Genomic DNA, 19,973 nt, shown 5'->3' with positions numbered 1-19,973 from the left:
CTTGTGTCATTCTTGCGTGCGAAAGGGCTTCTCGTGAATACCATGGACATGCTGACCGCCAACGAACCCGCGCAGGACGTGGAGGAAACCGAAGACCTCGCCACCCTGCCTTCGCGCTACTTCAACCGCGAACTGAGCTGGCTCGCCTTCAACGAGCGCGTGCTGGCCGAGGCCTGCAACCCGAACTATCCGTTGCTGGAGCGACTGCGCTTCCTGTCGATCTCGGGCAACAACATCGACGAGTTCCTGATGGTGCGCGTTGCCGGCTTCCACGCTCAGGTGCGCCGCCAGATCGAGGAAATCTCGATGGACGGCCTCACCCCGTCGCAGGCGATCGCGGTCACGCACGAAAAGGTGATGGAGCTGGAGCGAATCCAGCAGGAAACCTGGTCCACCCTCAAGACCCAGCTTGGCGAAGCAGGCATCACCGTCGTCGGCGAGGATGACAAGCTCGACCGCGAGCGCGAGAAGTGGCTGCGCGAATACTTCATCGAACAGGTCATGCCGGTGATCACCCCGCAGGCGATCGACCCGGCGCACCCCTTCCCCTTCGTCGCCAACCAGGGCATCGGCGTACTGTTCTCGCTGACGCGCGAGGCCGACGAGGCATCGGTGATGGAGATGGTGCTGATCCCCTCGCCGCTGCCGCGCTTCGTGCGCATTCCGGGCGCCGAGGCATCCTGGATCTCGATCGAGGACCTGATCTGCCGCAACACCGAGGAACTGTTCCCCGGCTTCCGCTTCAACGGCCACGGCGTGTTCCGCATCCTGCGCGACAGCGACCTCGAGGTCGAGGAAGACGCCGAGGACCTCGTGCGCTACTTCCGCACCGCGATCCAGCGCCGCCGCCGCGGTCTCGTCATCGTGCTGCAGTTGCAGGGCAAGTTCGACCCGGCCGCCGAGGAAATCCTGCGCACGCAGCTGGGCCTCGACAAGGCCCTCATCATGAAGACCGACGGCATCATCGGCTTCTCGGGCCTGTCGGCGATCTGCGACGAGGACCGGCCCGAGCTGAAGTTCGAGCCCTACACCCCGCGCTACCCCGAGCGCATCCTGGAACATGACGGCGACATCTTCGCGGCGATCCGCGAGAAGGACATCGTCGTCCAGCATCCTTACGAGAGCTTCGAGGTCGTCATCGACTTCCTGCGCCAGGCCGCGCTCGACCCGGACGTGGTGGCGATCAAGCAGACGCTCTACCGCGCGGGCAAGCAGTCGGCGATCATCTCGGCGCTGATCCAGGCGGCCGAGCAGGGCAAGTCGGTGACCGCCGTGGTCGAACTGAAAGCCCGCTTCGACGAGGAACAGAACCTTCTCTGGGCCAGCCAGCTCGAACGCGCGGGCGTCCAGGTGATCTACGGCTTCGTCGACTGGAAGACCCACGCCAAGGTCTCGGCGGTGGTGCGGCGCGAGAACGGTTCGTACCGGACCTACTGCCACTTCGGCACCGGCAACTACCACCCGATCACCGCGCGCGTGTATACCGACTTGTCGTACTTCACCGCCGAACCGGCGGCGGGACGCGACGTGGTGCGCCTGTTCAACTTCATCACCGGCTACGTCGAGCCCAAGAGCCTCGAAATGCTCTCGATCTCGCCGATCTCGCTGCGCTCGACCCTCAACGACTGCATCGACGCCGAGATCGCCAATGCCGAAGCCGGCAAGCCCGCGGCGATCTGGGCCAAGCTGAACTCGCTGACCGACCCCGACCTGATCGACCGCCTCTATGCCGCCAGCCGGGCGGGCGTGGACATCGACCTCGTCGTGCGCGGCATCTGCTGCCTGCGTCCGGGCGTGCCGGGCCTGTCGGAGAACATCGCGGTCAAGTCGATCATCGGCCGCTTCCTCGAACACGCGCGTATCTGGGCTTTCGCCAACGGCGCCTACCTGCCGAACCGTCGCGCCAAGCTGTTCATCACCTCGGCCGACGGCATGAGCCGCAACCTCGACCGCCGCGTCGAAGTGCTGCTGCCGATCCGCAACAAGACGGTGCACGACCAGGTGCTCGACCAGGTCATGCTGGCGAACCTGCTGGACTCCGAACAGTCGTGGGATCTGGCACCCGACGGGTCCTACGACCGCGTCGGCGAAGTGGAGAACCCCTTCAATCTCCACCGCTATTTCATGACCAACCCGTCACTCTCCGGACGCGGCGCGGCACTCGACAGTGGACGAAAGGTGCCGAAGCTGTCGCTGAGGCGTGGCAACATCTGACACGATGCCCAGCCCCTTCGTCATTGCGAGCGCAGCGAAGCCGCGCTCGCAATGACGAACGACAGGTTCACATTCCCGCGCAAAGATGACGAGAGAGGGGACAAATGTGGCCCCTCACACTTCACCTTGCGTCAGCGCCGCTCTAAAGAGCGCCTCGCAACCTTGGGCCCTTGTGGTAAGTATTGACCAGAATGATCGGCATCAGCCAGTCCAGCGCCCGGCGCGCCATCATCGACATCGGATCGAACACGGTACGCCTCGTCGTCTACAACGGGCCGCCGCGTTCGCCGGTCGTCGTGCTCAACGAGAAGGTCAACGCCCGACTCGGCAAGGACCTCGGCCGCACCGGCGCGATCGGCGAGAAGTCGATGCGCACGGCCCTCGCCGCGCTGGCGCGATTCGCCACGCTGCTGCGGCTGCAGGGGGTGGACGACGTCGAATGCGTCGCCACCGCCGCCGCGCGCGATGCCTCCAATGGACCAGCATTCCTTGAGGCCGTGCGCGGCTTCGGTCTCTCCCCCGCCTGCTTTCCGGCGAGGAGGAAGCCCGCGCCAGCGCCACCGGCGTCATCGCCGCCTTCCCCGGCGCGCGCGGCATCGCGGCCGACCTCGGCGGCGGCAGCCTCGAACTGGTGGAGATCGACGCGGCGGTGCCCGGGGGCATCGCTCCGGGCGGGATCACCCTTCCCTTCGGCACCCTGCGCCTGCCGGACCTGCGCGCGCTGGGCCAGCAGAAGTTCGCCGCTGCCGTGCGCGACGGCCTTTCCGCGCGGGGCTGGGGCGTCAATGGTCACCACGGCGGCCGCGGGATACCGCTCTACATCGTCGGCGGTTCGTGGCGCGCGCTGGCGCTGCAGGCGATGCGCGTGCTCGACTGGCCGGTGGACGATCCGCACGGCTTCGAACTCGCCCCGTCCGAGGCGATGCATCTCGCCCGGCAGTTCGCCAAGGGCAAGCTCGAGAACCCCGATCCGCGCATCTCCGCCTCGCGCCTTACCACCCTGCCCGACGCCGCCGCGCTGATGGCGCAGATGGTCGGGCAACTGCATCCCTCGCGCCTGATCTTCTCGTCGTGGGGCCTGCGCGAAGGGCTGCTGCACATGCAGCTTCCCGAGAGCATCCGTCAGGAAAGCCCGATGCTGGCGAGCGTCGCCGACTTCGCGCAGACCGCCCGCGTCAGCGCCGACGACGCCGTGCGCATCGCCGAATGGACTGCCCCCGCCTGCACGCAGGCCCGGGCCGACGCCGACTTGCGCAAGGCCGCCAGCCTGCTCGCCCTTGCAGCGATGCGCACCGAACCGAACATGCGCACCGAGGAAGCGCTTACCTGGGCCCTGCGCAAGCGCTGGATCGGCCTCGACATGCGCGGGCGCGGCATGATGGCGATGACCGTCTTTGCGAACTCCGGCGAGACCGAGGTGCCGCCGCAGTTCACCAAGCTGGCCAGCGACGAGGACTTGCGCCGCGCGATCGGCTGGGGCCTCGCGGTGCGACTGTGCCGACGCCTGACCGGCGGCGTTGCGGGCGGTCTTGCCGCGACCTCGCTGGCCGTGGAGCAGGGCACGCTGGTGCTGACCGTGCAGGACGCCGTGCGGCCGCTCTACGGCGCGGGCAACGGCAAGGACCTGAAAGCGCTGGCCGACTGGCTGGGGCTGGGATGCCGGGTGCAGGATGCGCAAGGGGCTGTGATCGAGGGATAACCCCACCCGAGCGCCTTCTCCCCCACTTTCGTCATTGCGAGCATAGCGAAGCAATCCAGGGCGGCGTTCAACTGCACTGGATTGCTTCGCTACGCTCGCAATGACGAGCGCTTGCCGCTTACACCAGCGTCTTGCTCTCCGCGATCGCCGAGATGCCGCGCTTGCCGCCGCTGCGGTCGAGCTGCACCACGATGTCGATCACCGAGGACGCATATTCCAGCGTCTCCGCGCGGGTCAGGCCGATACCGGTCTGCATCGACATCAGCGCGATCTGCTCCAGCGCGCCGCGCGGAGTGTTCGCGTGGACGGTCGAGAACGAACCCGGGTGGCCCGTGTTGATGGCGCGCAGGAAGCTGACCGTCTCGGTGCCGCGCAGTTCGCCCAGCACGATGCGGTCGGGACGCAGGCGCAGCGCCGCTTGCAGGAGGTCGTTGGCCGAGACCTTGGCCTCGCCCAGTTCGCCCTTCACCGCGATGAGGCCGACGCCGTTCGCGCCCGGCAGGCGCAGTTCGGCGGTATCCTCCACCAGCACCACGCGCTCATGCTGCGGGATTTCGGACAGCATCGCATTGAGAAACGTCGTCTTGCCGGTCGAAGTGCCGCCCGAGATCAGGATCGTCCGACGCCGCCGGATCGCGTCGCGCAGGAAGGCGATCGGCTCCAGCATGGCGTCGGGCGCGGGTTCCTCGATATGCGGCGGGATCGGGCCGCGATCGTAGGCGTCGAGCGGCAGTTCCAGCAATCGATGCCGACGGATCGCCAGCGCCCAGTTCGCGCGCGTGGCGGGCGGCCCGACCAGCTGGATACGCGCGCCGGAGTGCCCGCCATAAGCCGGAAGCGTCGCCGAGAGCAGCGGATGCTCGCGATTGATGCCCTGGTGGCTGATCCGCGCGACCTGCTCCGCGAGACGCTGCAGCAGGCGGTTGTCCATCTGCGGCAGCGCGATGCACTGCATGCCGGACAGCGCCGCGTCTTCCACCCAGATCTCGCCGGGGCGGTTGACGAGGATTTCGGTCACCGTCTCCTTGTCGAGCCACGGGCGCAGCGGCGCGAGGTAGGCGTCGAGATAGACGCTGCGCGGCTCCGCATGGATGGGCGTGTCAGCCATGGGCGCCACAGTCACGGACGCATGCGCAGCAGCAGGCTGCAAGGTGAGGACTTCGGCCATGATCGCTCACTGAACCGCGCTGAAGTCCAAGTCCTTGGCGGTGAACACGCGGATCGGCTCGCCCTGGCGCACGCGGATGGTCGGGCCGATGCTCGACCCGCTCTGCACCGCCGCCGAGGCCGCCGAAGTGCCGCCGCCGATGACGACGTTGGAACCGCTCGACGCCAGCGTCGTCAGCCCGCCGACTACCGAGAGCAGCATCGCCGAGCCGAAGCGTTCGAAGAAGTGCGTGTTGACCTTGCCCGGCAGGCCGGTCTCGCCGCCGAACGCGATGGCGGGCGAGCCGAGGTTCACCGAGACGCCGTCCGGACGGATCAGGCGGCTCCAGATCACGTAGGCGCGCTTCTGGCCCGCCGTCAGCCCGCTCTTGTACTGGCCGATCAGGCGCGAGGAGCGCGGGACGAGCACGCGCTTGCCGTCGAAGCTGCGCACGTCGGTCGAGACGATGGCGCGCACGTAGCCGGGGACGTCGGTGTCGATCGCGGTTTCCAGCACGGCGGGGATCAGCGTGCCCTGCGTCACCGTGGTGGCCGGATCGAACGAACGTGCGGCCGATGCGGTCGAGCCGGGGCCGCCGATGCGCGCAGCGAAGTCGTCGTTGGCGGTCCCGCCGCCTGCCTTGGCGACTTCTCCGGCGACACCCGCGACGGGCACGGCAGCGCCGGTGCCCGCGTCGAACACGACGGTCGGGCTGGCGAAGCGGTTGGCCTGAGGTGCGATCTCGGTCCCCGGCGCGGCGGCCAGCACCGGGGCGGGCGCAGGGGCCGGAAGCGGCGCGGGCATCGGGGCCGGAACGGCAGGCGCCACGGCCGCGGGGACGGCGACGGGCGCTGCGGGCTGCGGCGCGGGTGCGGCGGGCTTGAGGTCGGCAGTGCCGTTGCGGGCCGAATCCATCGACCACAGCGTCAGGCCGCCGAGCGCCGCCACGATCAGCACACCGGCGGCAAGGCCGAGGCCGTCGGCCTTCTTGCGCTGGGTGACTTGCGGCAGGACGTTGCGCGTCGCCAGATCGATGACCTGCGCACCTTCGCCCTCACGCGGGTCGGTAGCCGCATCGCCGGAAAAGCGCTCACGAAAGGCCGAGTTGGACGAGGAATTCGGCGCCATGGATCAGTTTCCCTGTGACGTGGGTGCAGTGGGAGCGACAGTCGGCGCAGCTTGCGGTGCAGGCGAATTCGCCGCGACAGTCGGCGCTGTTGCTGGAGCGACCGACGCAGGTTGGGGCTTGGCCGGGCGCGAGGAGAGCGGCAGCGTGTTCACCAGTTCCGCCTTGGTCTTGCCGGAACGCAGGATCAGCGTGTTCGGCACGTCGTCGATCACGATCGTCGCGCCCCGCACCGCATAGTTCACCGGGCCTTCGTCACCCTTCTCGTTGGTCACGAGGATCGCGGGAACCGAAGTCTGCTCCGGCCACAGCAGGTAGGTCGACTGGCCGTCGTCATAGATGCGCGAAGGCAGCAGCTTTTCCGGACCGACGCGCTTCCATGCGAAGTTCAGCGCAGCCGGATCGGCGGGCACGGCGGAAGGGTCGCCCAGCGCCAGCCCGGCCTCGGATGCATCCAGCCCTGCCGCGGCAGGCGCGGCCTGCGGCTTGGGCTCATCCTTGTAGGTGAAGCGCAGCATGTAGAGCGGCCTCGCCTTAGTCGAGGCGACGAGGTCGAAGAAATAGGTGTGGCGGTTGGTCACCACCGTCATGTTGGTGCGCGCGGTGGCTTCGAGCGGCTTCACGAAGAGCAGGTCGGCGCGCTTGTTCGGCGTGATCTGCCAGGCCTGCGAATCGCCGACCGCGACGTTCTCGATCGCCTCGCCCTCGCCGAAGGCGATGGTCGCCTGCACGCCGGCCTTGCCGTCGATGCGCACGACTTCGCTCTCGCTGTAGGCGTGGGCGAGCAAGCGGTCGTCCGCCCGGGCGGGAGCCGCCAGCGCGAGCGCCATCAGGCTGCCCGCAAGGACGGTCTTGCGCAGCGTTGCGCGGGTCATCGTGTCTTCTCCTTCGGCAACTTGCCGGTGTCGTTCGAGGCACTGCGGAACCGGCTGCCGATCCCCTTGGCGCGCGTGGCCGAATCGCCCTGACGCAGAGGTTCGATTCCCCGCCCACGACTTGGGTTACCACGGTTCGCCGGTCGCTTGAACGTGCTGCACTCTCGCCACCCGTCACCGAAGCACCCGCCGCCGCGGCAGCGGCAGATACGGTCGAGGTGCGGCTCTGGTAGGCGGATACAGAGGATGCGGGCGCGGCGGCCGGGGCCGGAGCAGCGGCGTGGCCCTGCGGCGCGTCGCGATCACGCTCGGAAGCGCCAAGGCCGAAGACCTGCCAGCCGGTCACCATCGTCGCGGCGACCTTCACCACCATGACCATCAGCGCGACGTGGACCGAGGCGACGAGGAAGAACGCCATCGCACCGCGCCCGTCGATCTCGCCCGCATTGGCGCTTTCGACCAGGCCCGAGATGATCGGCACCAGCAGTTCCAGCGTGATACCGCCGCCGAGCACCACGAAGAGCGGCGTGATCGCGGTCAGCACGACGCCGCGGAGCCAGCCCGCGGTGAGGCCGCGCGTGCCGCCGAACAGCGCCATGACCACGAAGATCGGCCCGAGCGCGAGCAGCACCGCCAGCGCGATGCGCGCCGTGAGCAGCACGCCCACGGTGCCGAGCAGCAGCAACAGCGCGCCCATCCACATGACGCTTTCGGGCGTGAACAGCCCGCCCGCGCCCTTGGCGGCGATGGCCGCGCCTGCGGCTCCGCCAGCAGCTTCGCCGCCCTCCTTGGCCGCCTGCGCGCCTTGCGAGGTCGCTTCGGAAATCTGGTTGATCGCGGAGAAGACGATGTCGATGCGGTCGCCGAACAGCTGCGTCGCCGAGCCCTTGGCGCCCATCAGCATGCCGGCGACCCAGTCCGGCCCGCCGATCGCGAGGTTCCAGACGACGCCCTGATAGGCAACCCAGCTCGTCGCGAAGGTCAGCACCACGCCGAGCCGCAGCATGCGTGGGCTCAGTGCCGAGATGCCGAGGCTGGAACGCCCCGTCAGCAGCGAGAACGCGAAGAACGCGATGTAGAGCGTCAGCACGATCGTGAGCACCGGGGCCATCGCGCCCCTGCCCCGAACAGCCGCCCGAAGGCGCCCGCCGCCATCTCGTTCGCCACGCAATCGACCGCGCGCAGCGCCGGGGCGACCCCGGCGGAAGCGTATTCGGTGAGCTGTTCGCAGGCGTTCGCCATGAGGCTTACTCCGCCGCCGCCGTCCAGGGCGCGTCTTCGTCCAGTTCCCCCGGCCACTGCATGCCGGTGAGCACCGGATACCAGCTTTCCGGCGCATCGCCGTAGCGTTCGCGCAGGGTGTCGAGCTTGCGCACGGTGCTCTCGCGGCCCGACAGGACGGTGAGCACCTCGGGCATGCCCGAAAGGTCGAGGCGGACCACCACCGAGGAGTCCGACTGGCGGATCAGGAAGCAGCGCGAATGCGCGGGCAGCGTGCGGATGACGTCGAGTTCGTGCTGCGACAGGCCGAAGCCCTCGCAATAATCTTCGGCCCGCGCACGCGAATTGGGCATGAACACCATCGTCGCGGTCTGCTCGACAAGGGCGGTGGCGATCTTCGAATCCAGCGCGTCGCGCGCCGACTGGGTCGCGAAGCCGACCAGCGCGTTGCGCTTGCGCAGCGTCTTGAGCCAGTCGCGGATACGCGCGGCGAAGACCTCATCGTCGAGCGCCTTCCAACCCTCGTCGATCAGGATCATCGTCGGCTCGCCGTCGAGGCGCTCGTCGATGCGGTGGAACAGGTACATCATGACCGGCGTGCGCAGGCGCGGGCTTTCCAGCAGCGCGGTCATGTCGAAGCCGAGCACGCGCTGGCTCAGGTCCAGACGGTCGTGCTGGTTGTCGAACAGCCAGCCATGCTCGCCGCCCTGCAGCCAGGCGTCGAGGCGTGAGGCGAGGTCGCCCGGTTCCGGACGGCGCGCGCCCGCCAGCAGCTCGCGGAAGTGCGAGAGGCGGCGCAGCGACGGATCGTTGTGATAGGCCGCGTCGACCGCACTGGCGATCGTCGAGAGTTCTTCCGGTCCCTTGGCTGCGAGCAGGACACCGAGCCAGTCGCGCAGGAAGGCGCGGTTGTGGGCGGTATCGGGCAGCGCGAGCGGGTTGAACCCCGTCGGATGGCCCGCCGCGACGCGGCTGTAGGTGCCGCCGATACCGCGCAGGAACACTTCGGCGCCGCGGTCCTTGTCGAACAGGATGGTGCGAGGGCCGAACTTCTGCGCCTGCGCGGCGAGGAAGTTCATGACGACCGTTTTACCCGAACCCGACGGACCGATGACGGTGAAGTTACCGAGGTCGCCCTGGTGGAAGTTGAAGAAGAACGGCGTCGAGCTGGTGGTGGACAGCAGCGTGACCGCGTCGCCCCAGTGATTGCCGCTCGCCTGCCCCATCGCGAAACCGTGCAAGGAGCCGAAACAGGCCATGTTGGCGCTGGAGATCAGCGCGCGGCGCACGATGAAGCTCTCGTTGCCGGGAAGCTGGCCCCAGAACGCGGGTTCGAGGTTCACTTCCTCGCGCACCGCGACGGCGCCCGCATCGGCCAGCGAGGCGGCGCACATCGCGGTAACCTCGTCCAGCGCATCGAGCAGATCGGCGCGGACCAGAACCGAGAGGTGATGATCGCCGAAACCGACCGAGCCGGTGCCCAGCGCATCGCGCGCGGCGGACATTTCGCGGCGCTCGGCCACTGCTTCCTCATCGGCGCTGCGCAGGCGGCGGATCGAGAGGTCGATGCGTTCGCGCGCGATCTGGCGGTCGGCCGGAGCGTATGTTTCGGTCAGCACCATTTCGCAAGGCAGGCGCAGCAGTGCGTCGGTGAGGCCCGGCGCAGTCGAATCGGGATAGTCCTTCAGGGAAACGATCGAGCCGAAGGTACCGCCGGTCGCCCCGCGCAGTTCCAGCGCGTCCATGCCGAAGCTGACGCGGCGGTAAGGCAGCATGTGGCCGATGTCGGTCTCGTCCGAGGGACGACGCACCGGGCGCATCTCGCCGTTGTAGAGCGCCGAGAGCAGTTCGAGCACTTCCGAGCAGCGGCCCGCAGGCGCATCGTAGTCGCCCAGCAGGCGCGCTCCATAGGCGCCAAGCGAGGCGACCATCGCCGCAGCTGCGGCCTTGAGCGCTCGAACGTCGCCAGGATCGACCTCGGCGTTTTCCGCACCCTTGTTCTTCATGAAGCGGCTGAGCTTGTCCGCCCAGCCCGCCTTGCCGCGCGCCGGACGGCGCACCAGGGTAATGAACTGGTCGTTGACGAACAGCGCGCCCGAACCCGTGCGCGCCCGCCAGCGCGCGTCGATATGCGCGGCGAGCGGATCGTCGAACTGCGCCGCCATCTCGATCTCGACGCGGCGGCGGATGACGTGGTGATAGAGCACGAAGCGCGCATCGAGCGATGAGCGCAGCAGCACCTCGCGCGTGGCGACATGAGCGTTGAGTTCGTCGCTGTCGGCGGTCTCGAACGCGAGGCCGGGCACCATGAGCGAGAGCATGACCGAGCCGTCGCGCAGGCGCACGACGTTATCGTCCACGAGCCCGGCGTAAGGCAGGCGGTCGCCGGCGAGCACTTCCTTGGCTCCCCAGCCCTTCAACGGCGATTTGAAGCTCTTGGCCATAAAAACTGTCGTCCCCCGCGCACGCAGTCGCTTACGGCGCGTAGCTGTTGCAGCCCCAGCGCTGCCAGTTGGCGACGCGCGGGCACTTGCTGACCTTGGCGATCCACAGATCGAACACCCGCGGCTCGCGCAGGCACGCGAGATAGCCGATGCCGTGGATCACCAGCATGACCGGCAGCGTCCAGAAGCTCTTGGTGATGAGGAATATCTCGGTCACCACGGCGAAATTGATAATGAAAAAGCTGTAAGTCACGCCCGCGAACATCTGCGGGCGGGTCAGCGCGCGGTGAACCGGATAGCGGGCCAAAGTCATAGGATCGGGCTCATGCGCTCAGCCCACTGCCGCCGACTGGATGCCGGTCACGATCGCACCCGCGCCGAACAGGATGAACACGCCGATGATCACGGTCGCGCCGAAGCGCCAGTTCATCCGGCCGGTCAGCATCATGAAACCGACGGCCGCCACCGCCATGACGGCAACCGCGGTCGCCACGTTGCCGAGCAGCGTACCCTGCAGCCAGCCGAGTGCCGCGACGATGGGGCCGGAACCGGCAGGATCGGCCGCAACGGCCTGAGCATGGGCCAGCGAAGGCGAAAGCTGGGCCGCGACCACGGCTGAAACTGCGTAGAAGCAGCGCGCGAAACGGCTGCGAAGATGTGCGTATCGAATCACCATACCCTCCGTATGAGCGCGCAGTGCGCTAGCAGGATGACAGGTGTGTGACGACAGTGCTGCCAAGCCGTCGCAAATCTCGTCGCAGATGATGAACGGATGACGGTTTTATTTCAGGGCAGCCACGCGGCGACTGGCTTTATACATATGGGGACGCCGTCGTGGCTGCTGCGACCTCGAAGGACCCGGCTTGTGCACCGGGGATCGTCGAGCCAATGATCGGGAGAGGGCGAGGAAAAGGGGCGCCCCTTTCGGAACGCCCCCTCATCCCCGCCGGAAACCGGATGTCAGCGTGAGGCCATGCGGTTCGCCGCCAGCAGGCCGCTGAGCGCACGCCGCGCCGCGAAGCGCGGATCGACCCAGGTTCCGTCAGCCAGTTCGAGATCGTAGCGCACCGGCGTCGATACCGCCGCGCGGAAGGCGGACAGCGCCTTGCCGCTCATTCCGGTGCGGGCATAGGCGGCCCCGAGGTTGATGAGCGTGGCCGGATCGTCCGACCTGGCGCCGCCGTCGGCCTCGAGCTTGGTGATCGCCTGCTGCGTGCGGCCCGAGGCGAGTTCCGCATAGGCGACGTCATGGGCCTGCGATGCCGGCCGCTCGACGACGAGCGAAAACGCAGACTGACCCATCAGAACGGCGGCGGCGAGTGCGGTAAGGGACATTGCGATTTCTCCCGTGGACTATGTCGACCCCGTCATCGTCTGCCGGAAATCGCCACCCATCAACAAAATGACGCTAGTGTCATAAAACTGCAATCAACCTGTGATCGCAAAAATCACCACCGACTCGATGGGCAGCTAACCTGCGGCTAATTCGCAACGTCACATCACCGTCGTGTAAGTGCACATTAATGTCATTGTAATGCCAACAAAGCGTCACTCGCGCGGCCTAGAGGCCTCGATCAGCGAGGGGCGGAATCGTGATCGCCCCCGTTCGATCTGTTCGACCTGAACACGCCTGAACACACGGGGATTCATCGTGAAGAAAATTTCCGGTCTGCTGCTCATGGGCTGCAGCGCTCTCGCTCTCGCCGGCTGCGGCGCCGACGACATCTCCTCGCCGGGCGCCGGCTCGATCGATGTCGACATCACCAATCCGACGCCGACCCCCACTCCGACCCCCGGCACCGGCCTGGTCGAGGCGGCGACGGACTGCCCGGCGATCGGCGCCACCGGCGGCCTGACCAACAGCGGCACCGTCAGCGGTCCGGAAGGCACCTGGCGCGTCTGCACCCTGCCCTCGCTGATCGACGCCAGCACCACGCTGCCCAAGGTTGACGGCGTCCTCTACCGCATGAACGGCCGCGTCGATGTCGGCTGCGACGGCGGCCTGACCGCCCCGACCACGGGTGCCCCGTTCTCCACCACGACGCTGAGCTGCGGTGGCCGCTCGCTGACCGCAGACACCAACGTCACGCTCACCATCGAGCCGGGCGTGATCGTCTACGGCCAGAACGGCGCCGACCCGGCATGGCTCGCGGTCAACCGCGGCAACAAGATCAACGCCGAGGGTACCCTCGCGCAGCCGATCATCTTCACCACGTACGAGAACGTGCGCGGCACTGCGACCGAAGCCACCGACGGCCGCTGGGGCGGCATCGTGCTGATGGGCCGCGGCATCATCACCGACTGCACCGCGGGCGGTTCCACCACTGCCGGAACCTGCGAGCGCGACACCGAAGGTTCGGCCAACCCGGCTGTCTTTGGCGGCAAGGACAACACCTACAACGCGGGCATCATGAAGTATGTCCAGATCCGCTTCTCGGGCTACGTCCTGGGTTCGAACACCGAACTGCAGGCGCTGACGACCGAAGGCACCGGCACCGGCACTACGCTGGAATACATCCAGAGCGTGAACAGCTCGGACGACGGCGCTGAATTCTTCGGCGGCGCGGTCAACATGAAGCACTACATCGCCGTCAACGCCGACGACGACAGCCTCGACATCGACACCGGCCTGCAGGGCAACTTCCAGTACGTCATCATCGCGCAGCGCGCGGCCGACGGCGACTCGCTGATGGAAGTCGACAGCAACAACAACGAAGACCAGACGCCGCGCCAGCGCACCGTCGTGGCCAACTTCACCGCCATCCAGACCGGCGTGAACAACAACTCGAACAACGCGGCGATCTTCGCACGCGGCAACGCCGACCTCACCCTGGTCAACGGTGTGGTCTACGCGCCGCAGGACGAGTGCATCCGCGTCAACGGCACCGGCACCACCGCCACCCGTGCGACGCTGACCGCGCAGTCGGTCGTCATGACCTGCGCCAGCTCGGGCGCGTTCCTCGGCACCGGCAGCTACGCCAACGCCGACGTCCAGGCCGCCTTCAACGCCGGTTCGAACAACAACGCCGCCTTCACCTCGACGCTGGCGAGCACGTTCGTGAACGGCGCCAACGAAGCCGGTGTGGTGGCCTATGCCAACATCAAGTCGCTCTCGAGCTATTTCGACGCCGTAACCTACATCGGCGCCGTCAAGGACGCTGCCGACATCTGGTATCGCGGCTGGACCTGCGACACCGCGACCGCGAACTTCGGTTCGAACAGCGCCTGCACGGCCCTGCCGGTCACCTGAGGCAACCGCCCTTAGTCGAACGAAAGGGGGCGGTCCGCGAAGGCCGTCCCCTCATTTGCATCCAATTTCTCTGTTCTAGGGGGACACCAAATGACCAAGCCGCGGCTCGTAGCGGCGCTGCTGCTTTCCAGCGCGATGACCATGCCAACGATGGCATGGGCGCAGGACAGCACCACGACCGACAACACCTCGACCGGCAGCACAGCGCCCGCCGACCAGGATCCGGAAGAGGGCGACGCCCCCGACGTCTCGATCCCGGGCGGCGAGATTCTCGTCACCGGCCAGCGCTCGCGCAATGTGCAGCGCTATGCCCCGCAGGTCGTCTCGGTCCTCTCGAACGAGGAAATCGCGCGCACCGGCGAAGGCGACATCGCCGGCGCCCTCGGCCGCGTGACCGGCCTTTCGGTGGTCGGCAACGGCTACGTCTATGTGCGCGGCCTCGGCGATCGCTATTCGCTGGCCCTGCTCAACGGCTCGCCGCTGCCCAGCCCCGAGCCGCTCAAGCGCGTCGTCCCGCTGGACCTGTTCCCCACCAGCATCATCGCCTCCTCGCTCGTCCAGAAGAGCTACTCGGCGAACTTCCCCGGCGAATTCGGCGGCGGCGTCATCAACCTGACCACCCGCGCCGTGCCCGACAAGCCGTTCCTGACGATCGGCGGCGGCGCCTCGTGGGATACCGAGACGACCAACAAGCTCGGCTACACCTACTACGGCAGCAAGACCGACTGGACGGGCTACGACAACGGCAACCGCAACAAGTCCGTCGAGATGAAGGACTATCTCGGCAGCGGAACCCTGCTCGACGGCACGAGCGACCAGGCGCGCGCCATCGGCAGCACGCTGTTCAACGGCCGCAACGCCGTGGTCCAGAGGGACGATCACCTCCCGGTCAACTTCTCGGGCAGCCTTTCGGCGGGTACTTACGCCGATATCGGGGAGGTCCGCCTCGGCGTGATCGGAGCGGCCAGCTACTCGAACAAGCTGCAGACCAAGGACATCACCACCCAGCGCATCGCCGGTCTCGACTACGACACGCGCGAGCAGGACTTCCAGCAAGTCGTCACCGAGAACCGCATCGTCGCCAACGCCATGCTCGGCGTCGGCCTCGAGTGGGGCGACAACAAGATCCGCTGGACCAACGTGTACATCCACGACACGGTCAAGCGCGCCTCGCTTTCGCTGGGCTACCAGAACGCCACGCCGACGATCGACTACCTGTACCAGGATACCGGCTGGTACGAGCGTCAGCTGATGGACACCCAGCTGGTGGGCGAGTTCAAGCTGGGCAGCGACACCGAGCTGGACGTGCGCGGCGGCTACGCCAACTCCAAGCGCAAGGCGCCTTACGAGATCTCGCTGCAATACGTCCGCCTCAACAGCGGCACCAACGGCGACCAGTTCATCAACCGCCTCGACGGCGGCAACCAGGGTGACGCGACGGTCGACTTCTCGAACCTCGACGAAGACGTCTGGTCGGCGGGTGCCGACTTGTCGCACACCTTCGGTGCGGGCTGGCAAGGCACGGTGGGCTATGCCTACCAGCTCAACGATCGCCGTACCTCGCGCCGCTCGTTCCAGATCCGTGCGCAGGGCGATACGCGCCTGATCAGCACCTTCGGCCTGCTGCGGCCGGACGTGCTGTTCCAGCCCGGCATGTTCTTCATCGACCAGGCGACCGACGGGGCGGTGGACTACCACCTGCTGACCAACGAGATCGATTATGCCGGTGCGGTATTCGACGCCAAGCTGAACAACCATGCATGGTATGCCAAGCTGAACGGCCAGGTCACCGACGCCCTCAGCTTCGATCTCGGCGTACGCTGGGAATACGCCACCCAGTTCGCGGGTGTAGTGCCCATCGCTGCCACCGGCACGGCCATCCCCGATACCAACCTCGAACGCGAATACTGGCTACCCGCACTGACGCTCACGTACGAGCTGCAGCCGGGCATGCAGCTGCGCGTCAACGGTTCGAAGACGATCGCGCGCCCGCAATTCCGCGAGCTGCTCTATCAAACCTTCTTCGACCCCGACAGCAACCGCAGCTATCGCGGTAACCCGCTGCTGAAGGACAGCCAGCTCTACAACGCCGAGGCGCGTTTCGAGTATTACATGAGCACGAAGGACAAGGTCTCGGTCGGCGCCTTCTTCAAGCGTCTGGAAAACCCGATCGAAACGTTCCTGGTCCGTCCGGGCAGCGACTTCGTGACGACGTATGCCAACGCGCCCTCGGCCAACCTATACGGTGCCGAAGTCGAACTGCAGAAATACTTCGACCTCTTCGCCGATCGCCGCCTGCTGCTGGCGGCGAACTACACCTACACCAAGTCCAAGCTCAGCGTGAAGCAGGGTGACACGACGGCGGTGTACGGCGCCTCGACCAACAATGCGCTCGACTACTTCCGCGACGGCGCGCCGCTCACCGGCCAGTCGGAGCATATCGCCAACGTGCAGCTCGGCCTCGAGCAGCAGGACGGGCTCTCGCAGCAGACCTTCCTGTTCAACTACGCCAGCAAGCGCGTGACGAGCCGCGGCCTCAATCAGTCGGGCCAGAACGACATTTTCGAGAACCCCGGCTTCACGATCGACTTCGTGGCGCGCCAGGGCATCGAACTGGCGGGTACAGAGGTCGAACTGAAGTTCGAGGCGCGCAACCTCACGGGGCGTAAACACTCGGAATACCAAGACTTCGAAGGCGGCCGCATCCAGGTCAATACGTACGACGTGGGCCGCGTGTTCTCGCTTTCGGCTTCGGTCACTTTCTAAGCCGTCTTTTCCGGGGAGGCACCTGCCCTCCCGACGGCAACCTCATGGCCCGGTCGCCCAGCGACCGGGCCCTTCTTTGCCCTTTGCAAAGTCGGCAAACACCGGTAAGCGCGGGTCAGTCATCTGGGGAGTAGCCGCCCGCGCATTTCGCGGGACCTGCCGTCAACACACTTGGTCGAGAGGCCATGGCGCGCAGGAGGACGGGAATACCGTTCGGGCGAGACCAATGACGCATGCGGTTTCGCTCGGCCGGGCGGATTACCGAATGCGTCGTTGCGTTTCGTTTCCGCCCGGCCCGAAAGAACCATGACCTTGGAAGCCCTGCTTACATCGACCGCCGTGGTCGCCCTCGCCGAGATCGGCGACAAGACCCAGCTTCTCGCCATCGTCCTCGCCACGCGCTTCAAGCGGCCCTGGCCGATCGTGGCGGGCATCTTCGTGGCGACGATCGCCAACCATTTCCTTGCCGCACTGGTGGGCGAGCAGGCGGCCGCCTTCCTCGACGGGCAGTGGTTCCGCTACCTCGTCGCCGCCAGCTTCATTCTGATGGCCGGCTGGACGCTGATCCCCGACAAGTTCGATGAAGACGAAGAGGCCAAGCCGAGCCGCTTCGGCCCCTTCCTGGCGACCGCCATCGCCTTCTTCCTGGTCGAGATGGGCGACAAGACCCAGATCGCCACGATCGCGCTGGGCGCCCGCTTCCAGAGCGTGGTGCCGGTGATGATGGGCACCACCATCGGCATGATGATCGCCAACGTGCCGGCGGTGTTCCTCGGCAATGCCCTCATCAAGAAGGTGCCGCTGAACGTCGTGCGTACGGTGGCGGCGCTGCTGTTCCTGGTGATCGGCCTGTGGCTGCTCGCACAGACGGCGGGCCTGCTGGGCTGAAACGACGAAGGGGCCGCGGCAAGGCGGCCCCTTCGTTTCATCATACCCCAGCCACGATTGCCACCCTATCGTCATTGCGAGCGCAGCGAAGCAATGACGAAAGTATTCAGGCGATCCTAGTGCCTCGCCGCCACCCGTCCCGGGACAGGTCCGGGACGTCGAGCGATCAGGCCACGTCCATCGCATACCCCGCCGCACGCACGGTGCGGATCGGATCGGTCTCGCCGTCGCGGTTGATCGCCTTGCGCAGGCGGCGGATGTGAACGTCCACCGTGCGCTCGTCGATGTCGGAGTCCATACCCCAGACGCCGTCGAGGATCTGCTGGCGCGAGACCACGCGGTTCGGACGCTCCATGAAGTAGCGCAGCAGGCGGAACTCGGTCGGGCCCAGATGCAGCGCCTCGCCGCCGCGACGCACGCGGTGGCTGGTGGCGTCGAGTTCGATATCCCCCCACGACAGCACACTTCCCGCCAGCGACGGGCGCGCGCGGCGCAGCAGCGCCTCGATGCGGGCCATCAGCTCGCGCGGCGAGAACGGCTTGGTGACATAGTCGTCAGCGCCGGTCTTGAGACCGCGGATCATGTCCTCTTCCTCGCCGCGTGCGGTGAGCATGATGATCGGGACCGAGGCGGTTTCCTTGTCCTTGCGCAGCTGGCGGCAAACCTCGATGCCGGGCACCTGCTCGATCATCCAGTCGAGCACGATGGCGTCGGGCGTCTGCTCGCGCACCATGACGAGGGCTTCCTCACCGTCGGGCGTGGAACGCACGTCGTAGCCTTCGGCCGAGAGGTTCCAGGTCAGCAGTTCGCTGAGGGCGACGTCGTCTTCGACGACGAGGATCGAGGCCGCGCTCACGACAGCATTCCCGAGCTGGTATCATCCGTCAAAGAGTCGCGCTCCGTGCAGTATTCGCCGGTCGCGGCGTAGTAGACCATTTCGGCCACGTTGGTGGCATGGTCGCCGATGCGCTCAAGATTGCGGGCGATGAAGAGAAGTTGCGCGGCGCTGGTGATCGTCGCCGGGTTCTCCATCATGTGCGTCAGCAGCGAACGGAACAGCGTGTTGTAGAACTGGTCCAGCTTCTGGTCGCGCTTGATGACCTCCACCGCCAGCTGCGCATCGCGCGAGCCGTAGGCGTTCAATACATCGCGCACCATGGACTCGGCGATCTCGGCCATGGCCGGGACCAGCGTGACCGGATCGATCTTGGTGCGGCCTTCCAGCGCATTGACGCGTTTGGCGATGTTCTTGGCGTAATCACCGATGCGCTCGATCACGCCCGAGATCTTGAGCGCGGCGATGACGTCGCGCAGATCGTCGGCCATCGGCGCGCGCAGGGCGATCGTGCGAACCGCAAGACGGTCCACTTCGGCCTCCAGCGCATCAAGCCGGGCGTCGGCGGCGACGACTTGCGCGGCCAGTTCCTCGTCATGATGGACGAGCGCGGTGATGGCGTCGCGGATCGCGACTTCGGCGAGCCCGCCCATTTCGGCGACGAGGCCGCGAAGCTGCCCGATCTCGGAGTCGAAGGCCTTGACGGTATGGTCTACCATGGCGTGTCCCTGCTTATGCCAACACTCAGCCGTAGCGGCCGGTGATGTAGTCCTTGGTGCGCGTTTCGCGCGGATTGGTGAAGATCTGGTCGGTCTCGCCGTACTCCACCATGCTGCCGAGGTGGAAGAAGGCGGTGCGCTGCGACACGCGCGCGGCCTGCTGCATCGAGTGGGTGACGATGACGATGGCGAAGCTCTCCTTCAGCTCGTCGATCAGTTCCTCGATGCGCGCGGTGGCGATCGGGTCGAGCGCGGAGCACGGCTCGTCCATGAGGATGACTTCGGGGCTCACGGCGATGGCGCGCGCGATGCACAGGCGCTGCTGCTGGCCGCCCGAAAGCGCGGTGCCGGCGTCGGTCAGGCGATCCTTGACCTCTTCCCAGAGGCCCGCCTTGGTCAGCGCGTTCTCGACGATGCGGTCCATGTCGGACTTCGCGCTGGCGAGGCCGTGGATGCGCGGGCCGTAGGCGATGTTCTCGTAGATCGACTTGGGGAACGGGTTCGGCTTCTGGAACACCATGCCGACGCGGGCGCGCAGCGCGACCGAGTCCATGGTGGACGCATAGATATCCTCGCCGTCGAGCAGGATCTGGCCGTCGACGCGGGCACCGGCGATCGTGTCGTTCATGCGGTTGAGGGTGCGCAGGAACGTCGACTTGCCGCAGCCCGAGGGGCCGATGAAGGCAGTGACGATCCCGTTGTCGATGTCGATCGAGACGTCGTTGATCGCCTTCTTCTGTCCGTAGAAGACGTCGACGTTGCGAGCCGTGATTTTTGCTTCGGTCATGG

15 protein-coding genes, 3 pseudogenes and 1 riboswitch are annotated in these 19,973 nt (G+C 66.8%); of the genes and pseudogenes, 7 read left to right on the top strand and 11 right to left on the bottom strand.

The annotated features are described in order from the left end of the window. The first annotated feature begins 42 nt into the window (after window positions 1-42). From KZO24_RS01545 to KZO24_RS01530, 4 genes and pseudogenes are all read left to right on the top strand, one after another. Window positions 43-2,214 (top strand): RNA degradosome polyphosphate kinase, encoded by a 2,172-nt coding sequence (locus KZO24_RS01545; RefSeq protein ID WP_008831082.1) that lies wholly within the window; start codon window positions 43-45, stop codon window positions 2,212-2,214. A gap of 191 nt (window positions 2,215-2,405) precedes the next feature. Next, window positions 2,406-2,657 (top strand): annotated as a pseudogene (locus KZO24_RS01540) (Ppx/GppA family phosphatase); the annotation flags it as partial. 80 nt (window positions 2,658-2,737) lie between these two features. Continuing rightward, a pseudogene (locus KZO24_RS01535) lies at window positions 2,738-2,803 on the top strand (hypothetical protein); the annotation flags it as partial. A gap of 42 nt (window positions 2,804-2,845) precedes the next feature. Beyond that, window positions 2,846-3,913: a Ppx/GppA family phosphatase gene (locus KZO24_RS01530; RefSeq protein ID WP_486487212.1), complete on the top strand. Its 1,068-nt coding sequence runs from the start codon at window positions 2,846-2,848 to the stop codon at window positions 3,911-3,913. A gap of 118 nt (window positions 3,914-4,031) precedes the next feature. Here KZO24_RS01530 and virB11 read toward each other — a convergent pair whose 3' ends face one another. The 8 genes and pseudogenes from virB11 to KZO24_RS01490 form a co-directional block, all read right to left on the bottom strand. After that, complete coding sequence (gene virB11 / locus KZO24_RS01525) at window positions 4,032-5,081, bottom strand: P-type DNA transfer ATPase VirB11 (protein WP_271184569.1); 1,050 nt, start codon at window positions 5,079-5,081, stop codon at window positions 4,032-4,034. A 6-nt stretch (window positions 5,082-5,087) separates the two neighbouring features. After that, entirely contained in the window at window positions 5,088-6,188 is a 1,101-nt protein-coding gene (locus tag KZO24_RS01520; RefSeq protein WP_008831079.1) for a TrbI/VirB10 family protein, read from the bottom strand. A gap of 3 nt (window positions 6,189-6,191) precedes the next feature. Then, the gene (locus KZO24_RS01515) at window positions 6,192-7,061 is read right to left on the bottom strand and encodes a TrbG/VirB9 family P-type conjugative transfer protein (RefSeq protein WP_271184568.1); all 870 of its coding nucleotides are present in this window, start codon (window positions 7,059-7,061) and stop codon (window positions 6,192-6,194) included. Continuing rightward, a pseudogene (locus tag KZO24_RS01510) lies at window positions 7,058-8,303 on the bottom strand (TrbL/VirB6 family protein). Before KZO24_RS01510 ends, KZO24_RS01515 begins: the two are co-directional and overlap by 4 nt. A 5-nt stretch (window positions 8,304-8,308) precedes the next feature. Further along, the gene (locus KZO24_RS01505; RefSeq protein WP_486486747.1) at window positions 8,309-10,726 is read right to left on the bottom strand and encodes a VirB4 family type IV secretion/conjugal transfer ATPase; all 2,418 of its coding nucleotides are present in this window, start codon (window positions 10,724-10,726) and stop codon (window positions 8,309-8,311) included. Between the two features lie 31 nt (window positions 10,727-10,757). Continuing rightward, a complete protein-coding gene (locus KZO24_RS01500) occupies window positions 10,758-11,039 on the bottom strand; it encodes a VirB3 family type IV secretion system protein (RefSeq protein ID WP_008831075.1) in 282 nt (93 codons plus the stop codon). 18 nt (window positions 11,040-11,057) lie between these two features. Next, window positions 11,058-11,402 (bottom strand): TrbC/VirB2 family type IV secretion system protein, encoded by a 345-nt coding sequence (locus KZO24_RS01495; protein WP_008831074.1) that lies wholly within the window; start codon window positions 11,400-11,402, stop codon window positions 11,058-11,060. Between the two features lie 284 nt (window positions 11,403-11,686). Beyond that, window positions 11,687-12,061, bottom strand: coding sequence for a hypothetical protein (locus KZO24_RS01490; protein ID WP_486486746.1), 375 nt, complete (start codon window positions 12,059-12,061; stop codon window positions 11,687-11,689). A 316-nt stretch (window positions 12,062-12,377) separates the two neighbouring features. On the opposite strand from KZO24_RS01490, the gene KZO24_RS01485 reads away from it, so the two are divergent. The 3 genes from KZO24_RS01485 (at window position 12,378) to KZO24_RS01475 (ending at window position 17,630) form a co-directional block, all read left to right on the top strand. Beyond that, a complete protein-coding gene (locus KZO24_RS01485; RefSeq protein ID WP_271184565.1) occupies window positions 12,378-13,976 on the top strand; it encodes a hypothetical protein in 1,599 nt (532 codons plus the stop codon). A 90-nt stretch (window positions 13,977-14,066) separates the two neighbouring features. Continuing rightward, window positions 14,067-16,742, top strand: a complete 2,676-nt coding sequence (locus tag KZO24_RS01480; protein ID WP_271184564.1) for a TonB-dependent receptor domain-containing protein — start codon at window positions 14,067-14,069, stop codon at window positions 16,740-16,742. A 98-nt stretch (window positions 16,743-16,840) separates the two neighbouring features. Continuing rightward, window positions 16,841-17,039, top strand: a riboswitch (yybP-ykoY riboswitch). A 15-nt stretch (window positions 17,040-17,054) separates the two neighbouring features. Then, window positions 17,055-17,630, top strand: coding sequence for a TMEM165/GDT1 family protein (locus KZO24_RS01475; RefSeq protein ID WP_036526437.1), 576 nt, complete (start codon window positions 17,055-17,057; stop codon window positions 17,628-17,630). A gap of 166 nt (window positions 17,631-17,796) precedes the next feature. Here the strand turns inward: KZO24_RS01475 and phoB are convergent, their stop codons facing one another. From phoB to pstB, 3 genes are read right to left on the bottom strand one after another with little or no spacing between them, the layout of a single operon-like run. Next, the gene (phoB, locus tag KZO24_RS01470) at window positions 17,797-18,486 is read right to left on the bottom strand and encodes a phosphate regulon transcriptional regulator PhoB (RefSeq protein WP_008828293.1); all 690 of its coding nucleotides are present in this window, start codon (window positions 18,484-18,486) and stop codon (window positions 17,797-17,799) included. Continuing rightward, a complete protein-coding gene (gene phoU / locus KZO24_RS01465) occupies window positions 18,483-19,184 on the bottom strand; it encodes a phosphate signaling complex protein PhoU (protein WP_271184563.1) in 702 nt (233 codons plus the stop codon). The genes phoB and phoU overlap by 4 nt, the downstream gene beginning before the upstream one ends. Before the next feature lie 25 nt (window positions 19,185-19,209). Then, window positions 19,210-19,971 carry a phosphate ABC transporter ATP-binding protein PstB gene (pstB, locus tag KZO24_RS01460; protein ID WP_008828291.1) on the bottom strand — a complete coding sequence of 254 codons (762 nt, stop codon included), beginning with the start codon at window positions 19,969-19,971 and terminating at the stop codon, window positions 19,210-19,212. Between the last annotated feature and the right edge of the window lie 2 nt (window positions 19,972-19,973).

It is taken from the genome of Novosphingobium sp. NFX11, from assembly GCF_057376415.1.
Note: the sequence above shows the minus strand (reverse complement) of the source record. Positions and strands in the feature narration are given on the sequence as shown.

Coding starts and splice junctions, on each gene's coding strand:
- KZO24_RS01545 (WP_008831082.1), top strand. CDS start 43: ATGGACATGCTGACCGCCAACGAACCCGCGCAGGACGTGGAGGAAACC.
- KZO24_RS01515 (WP_271184568.1), bottom strand. CDS start 7,061: ATGACCCGCGCAACGCTGCGCAAGACCGTCCTTGCGGGCAGCCTGATG.
- KZO24_RS01500 (WP_008831075.1), bottom strand. CDS start 11,039: ATGACTTTGGCCCGCTATCCGGTTCACCGCGCGCTGACCCGCCCGCAG.
- KZO24_RS01495 (WP_008831074.1), bottom strand. CDS start 11,402: ATGGTGATTCGATACGCACATCTTCGCAGCCGTTTCGCGCGCTGCTTC.
- pstB (WP_008828291.1), bottom strand. CDS start 19,971: ATGACCGAAGCAAAAATCACGGCTCGCAACGTCGACGTCTTCTACGGA.
- KZO24_RS01505 (WP_486486747.1), bottom strand. CDS start 10,726: ATGGCCAAGAGCTTCAAATCGCCGTTGAAGGGCTGGGGAGCCAAGGAA.
- KZO24_RS01490 (WP_486486746.1), bottom strand. CDS start 12,061: ATGTCCCTTACCGCACTCGCCGCCGCCGTTCTGATGGGTCAGTCTGCG.
- KZO24_RS01520 (WP_008831079.1), bottom strand. CDS start 6,188: ATGGCGCCGAATTCCTCGTCCAACTCGGCCTTTCGTGAGCGCTTTTCC.
- KZO24_RS01480 (WP_271184564.1), top strand. CDS start 14,067: ATGACCAAGCCGCGGCTCGTAGCGGCGCTGCTGCTTTCCAGCGCGATG.
- virB11 (WP_271184569.1), bottom strand. CDS start 5,081: ATGGCCGAAGTCCTCACCTTGCAGCCTGCTGCTGCGCATGCGTCCGTG.
- phoU (WP_271184563.1), bottom strand. CDS start 19,184: ATGGTAGACCATACCGTCAAGGCCTTCGACTCCGAGATCGGGCAGCTT.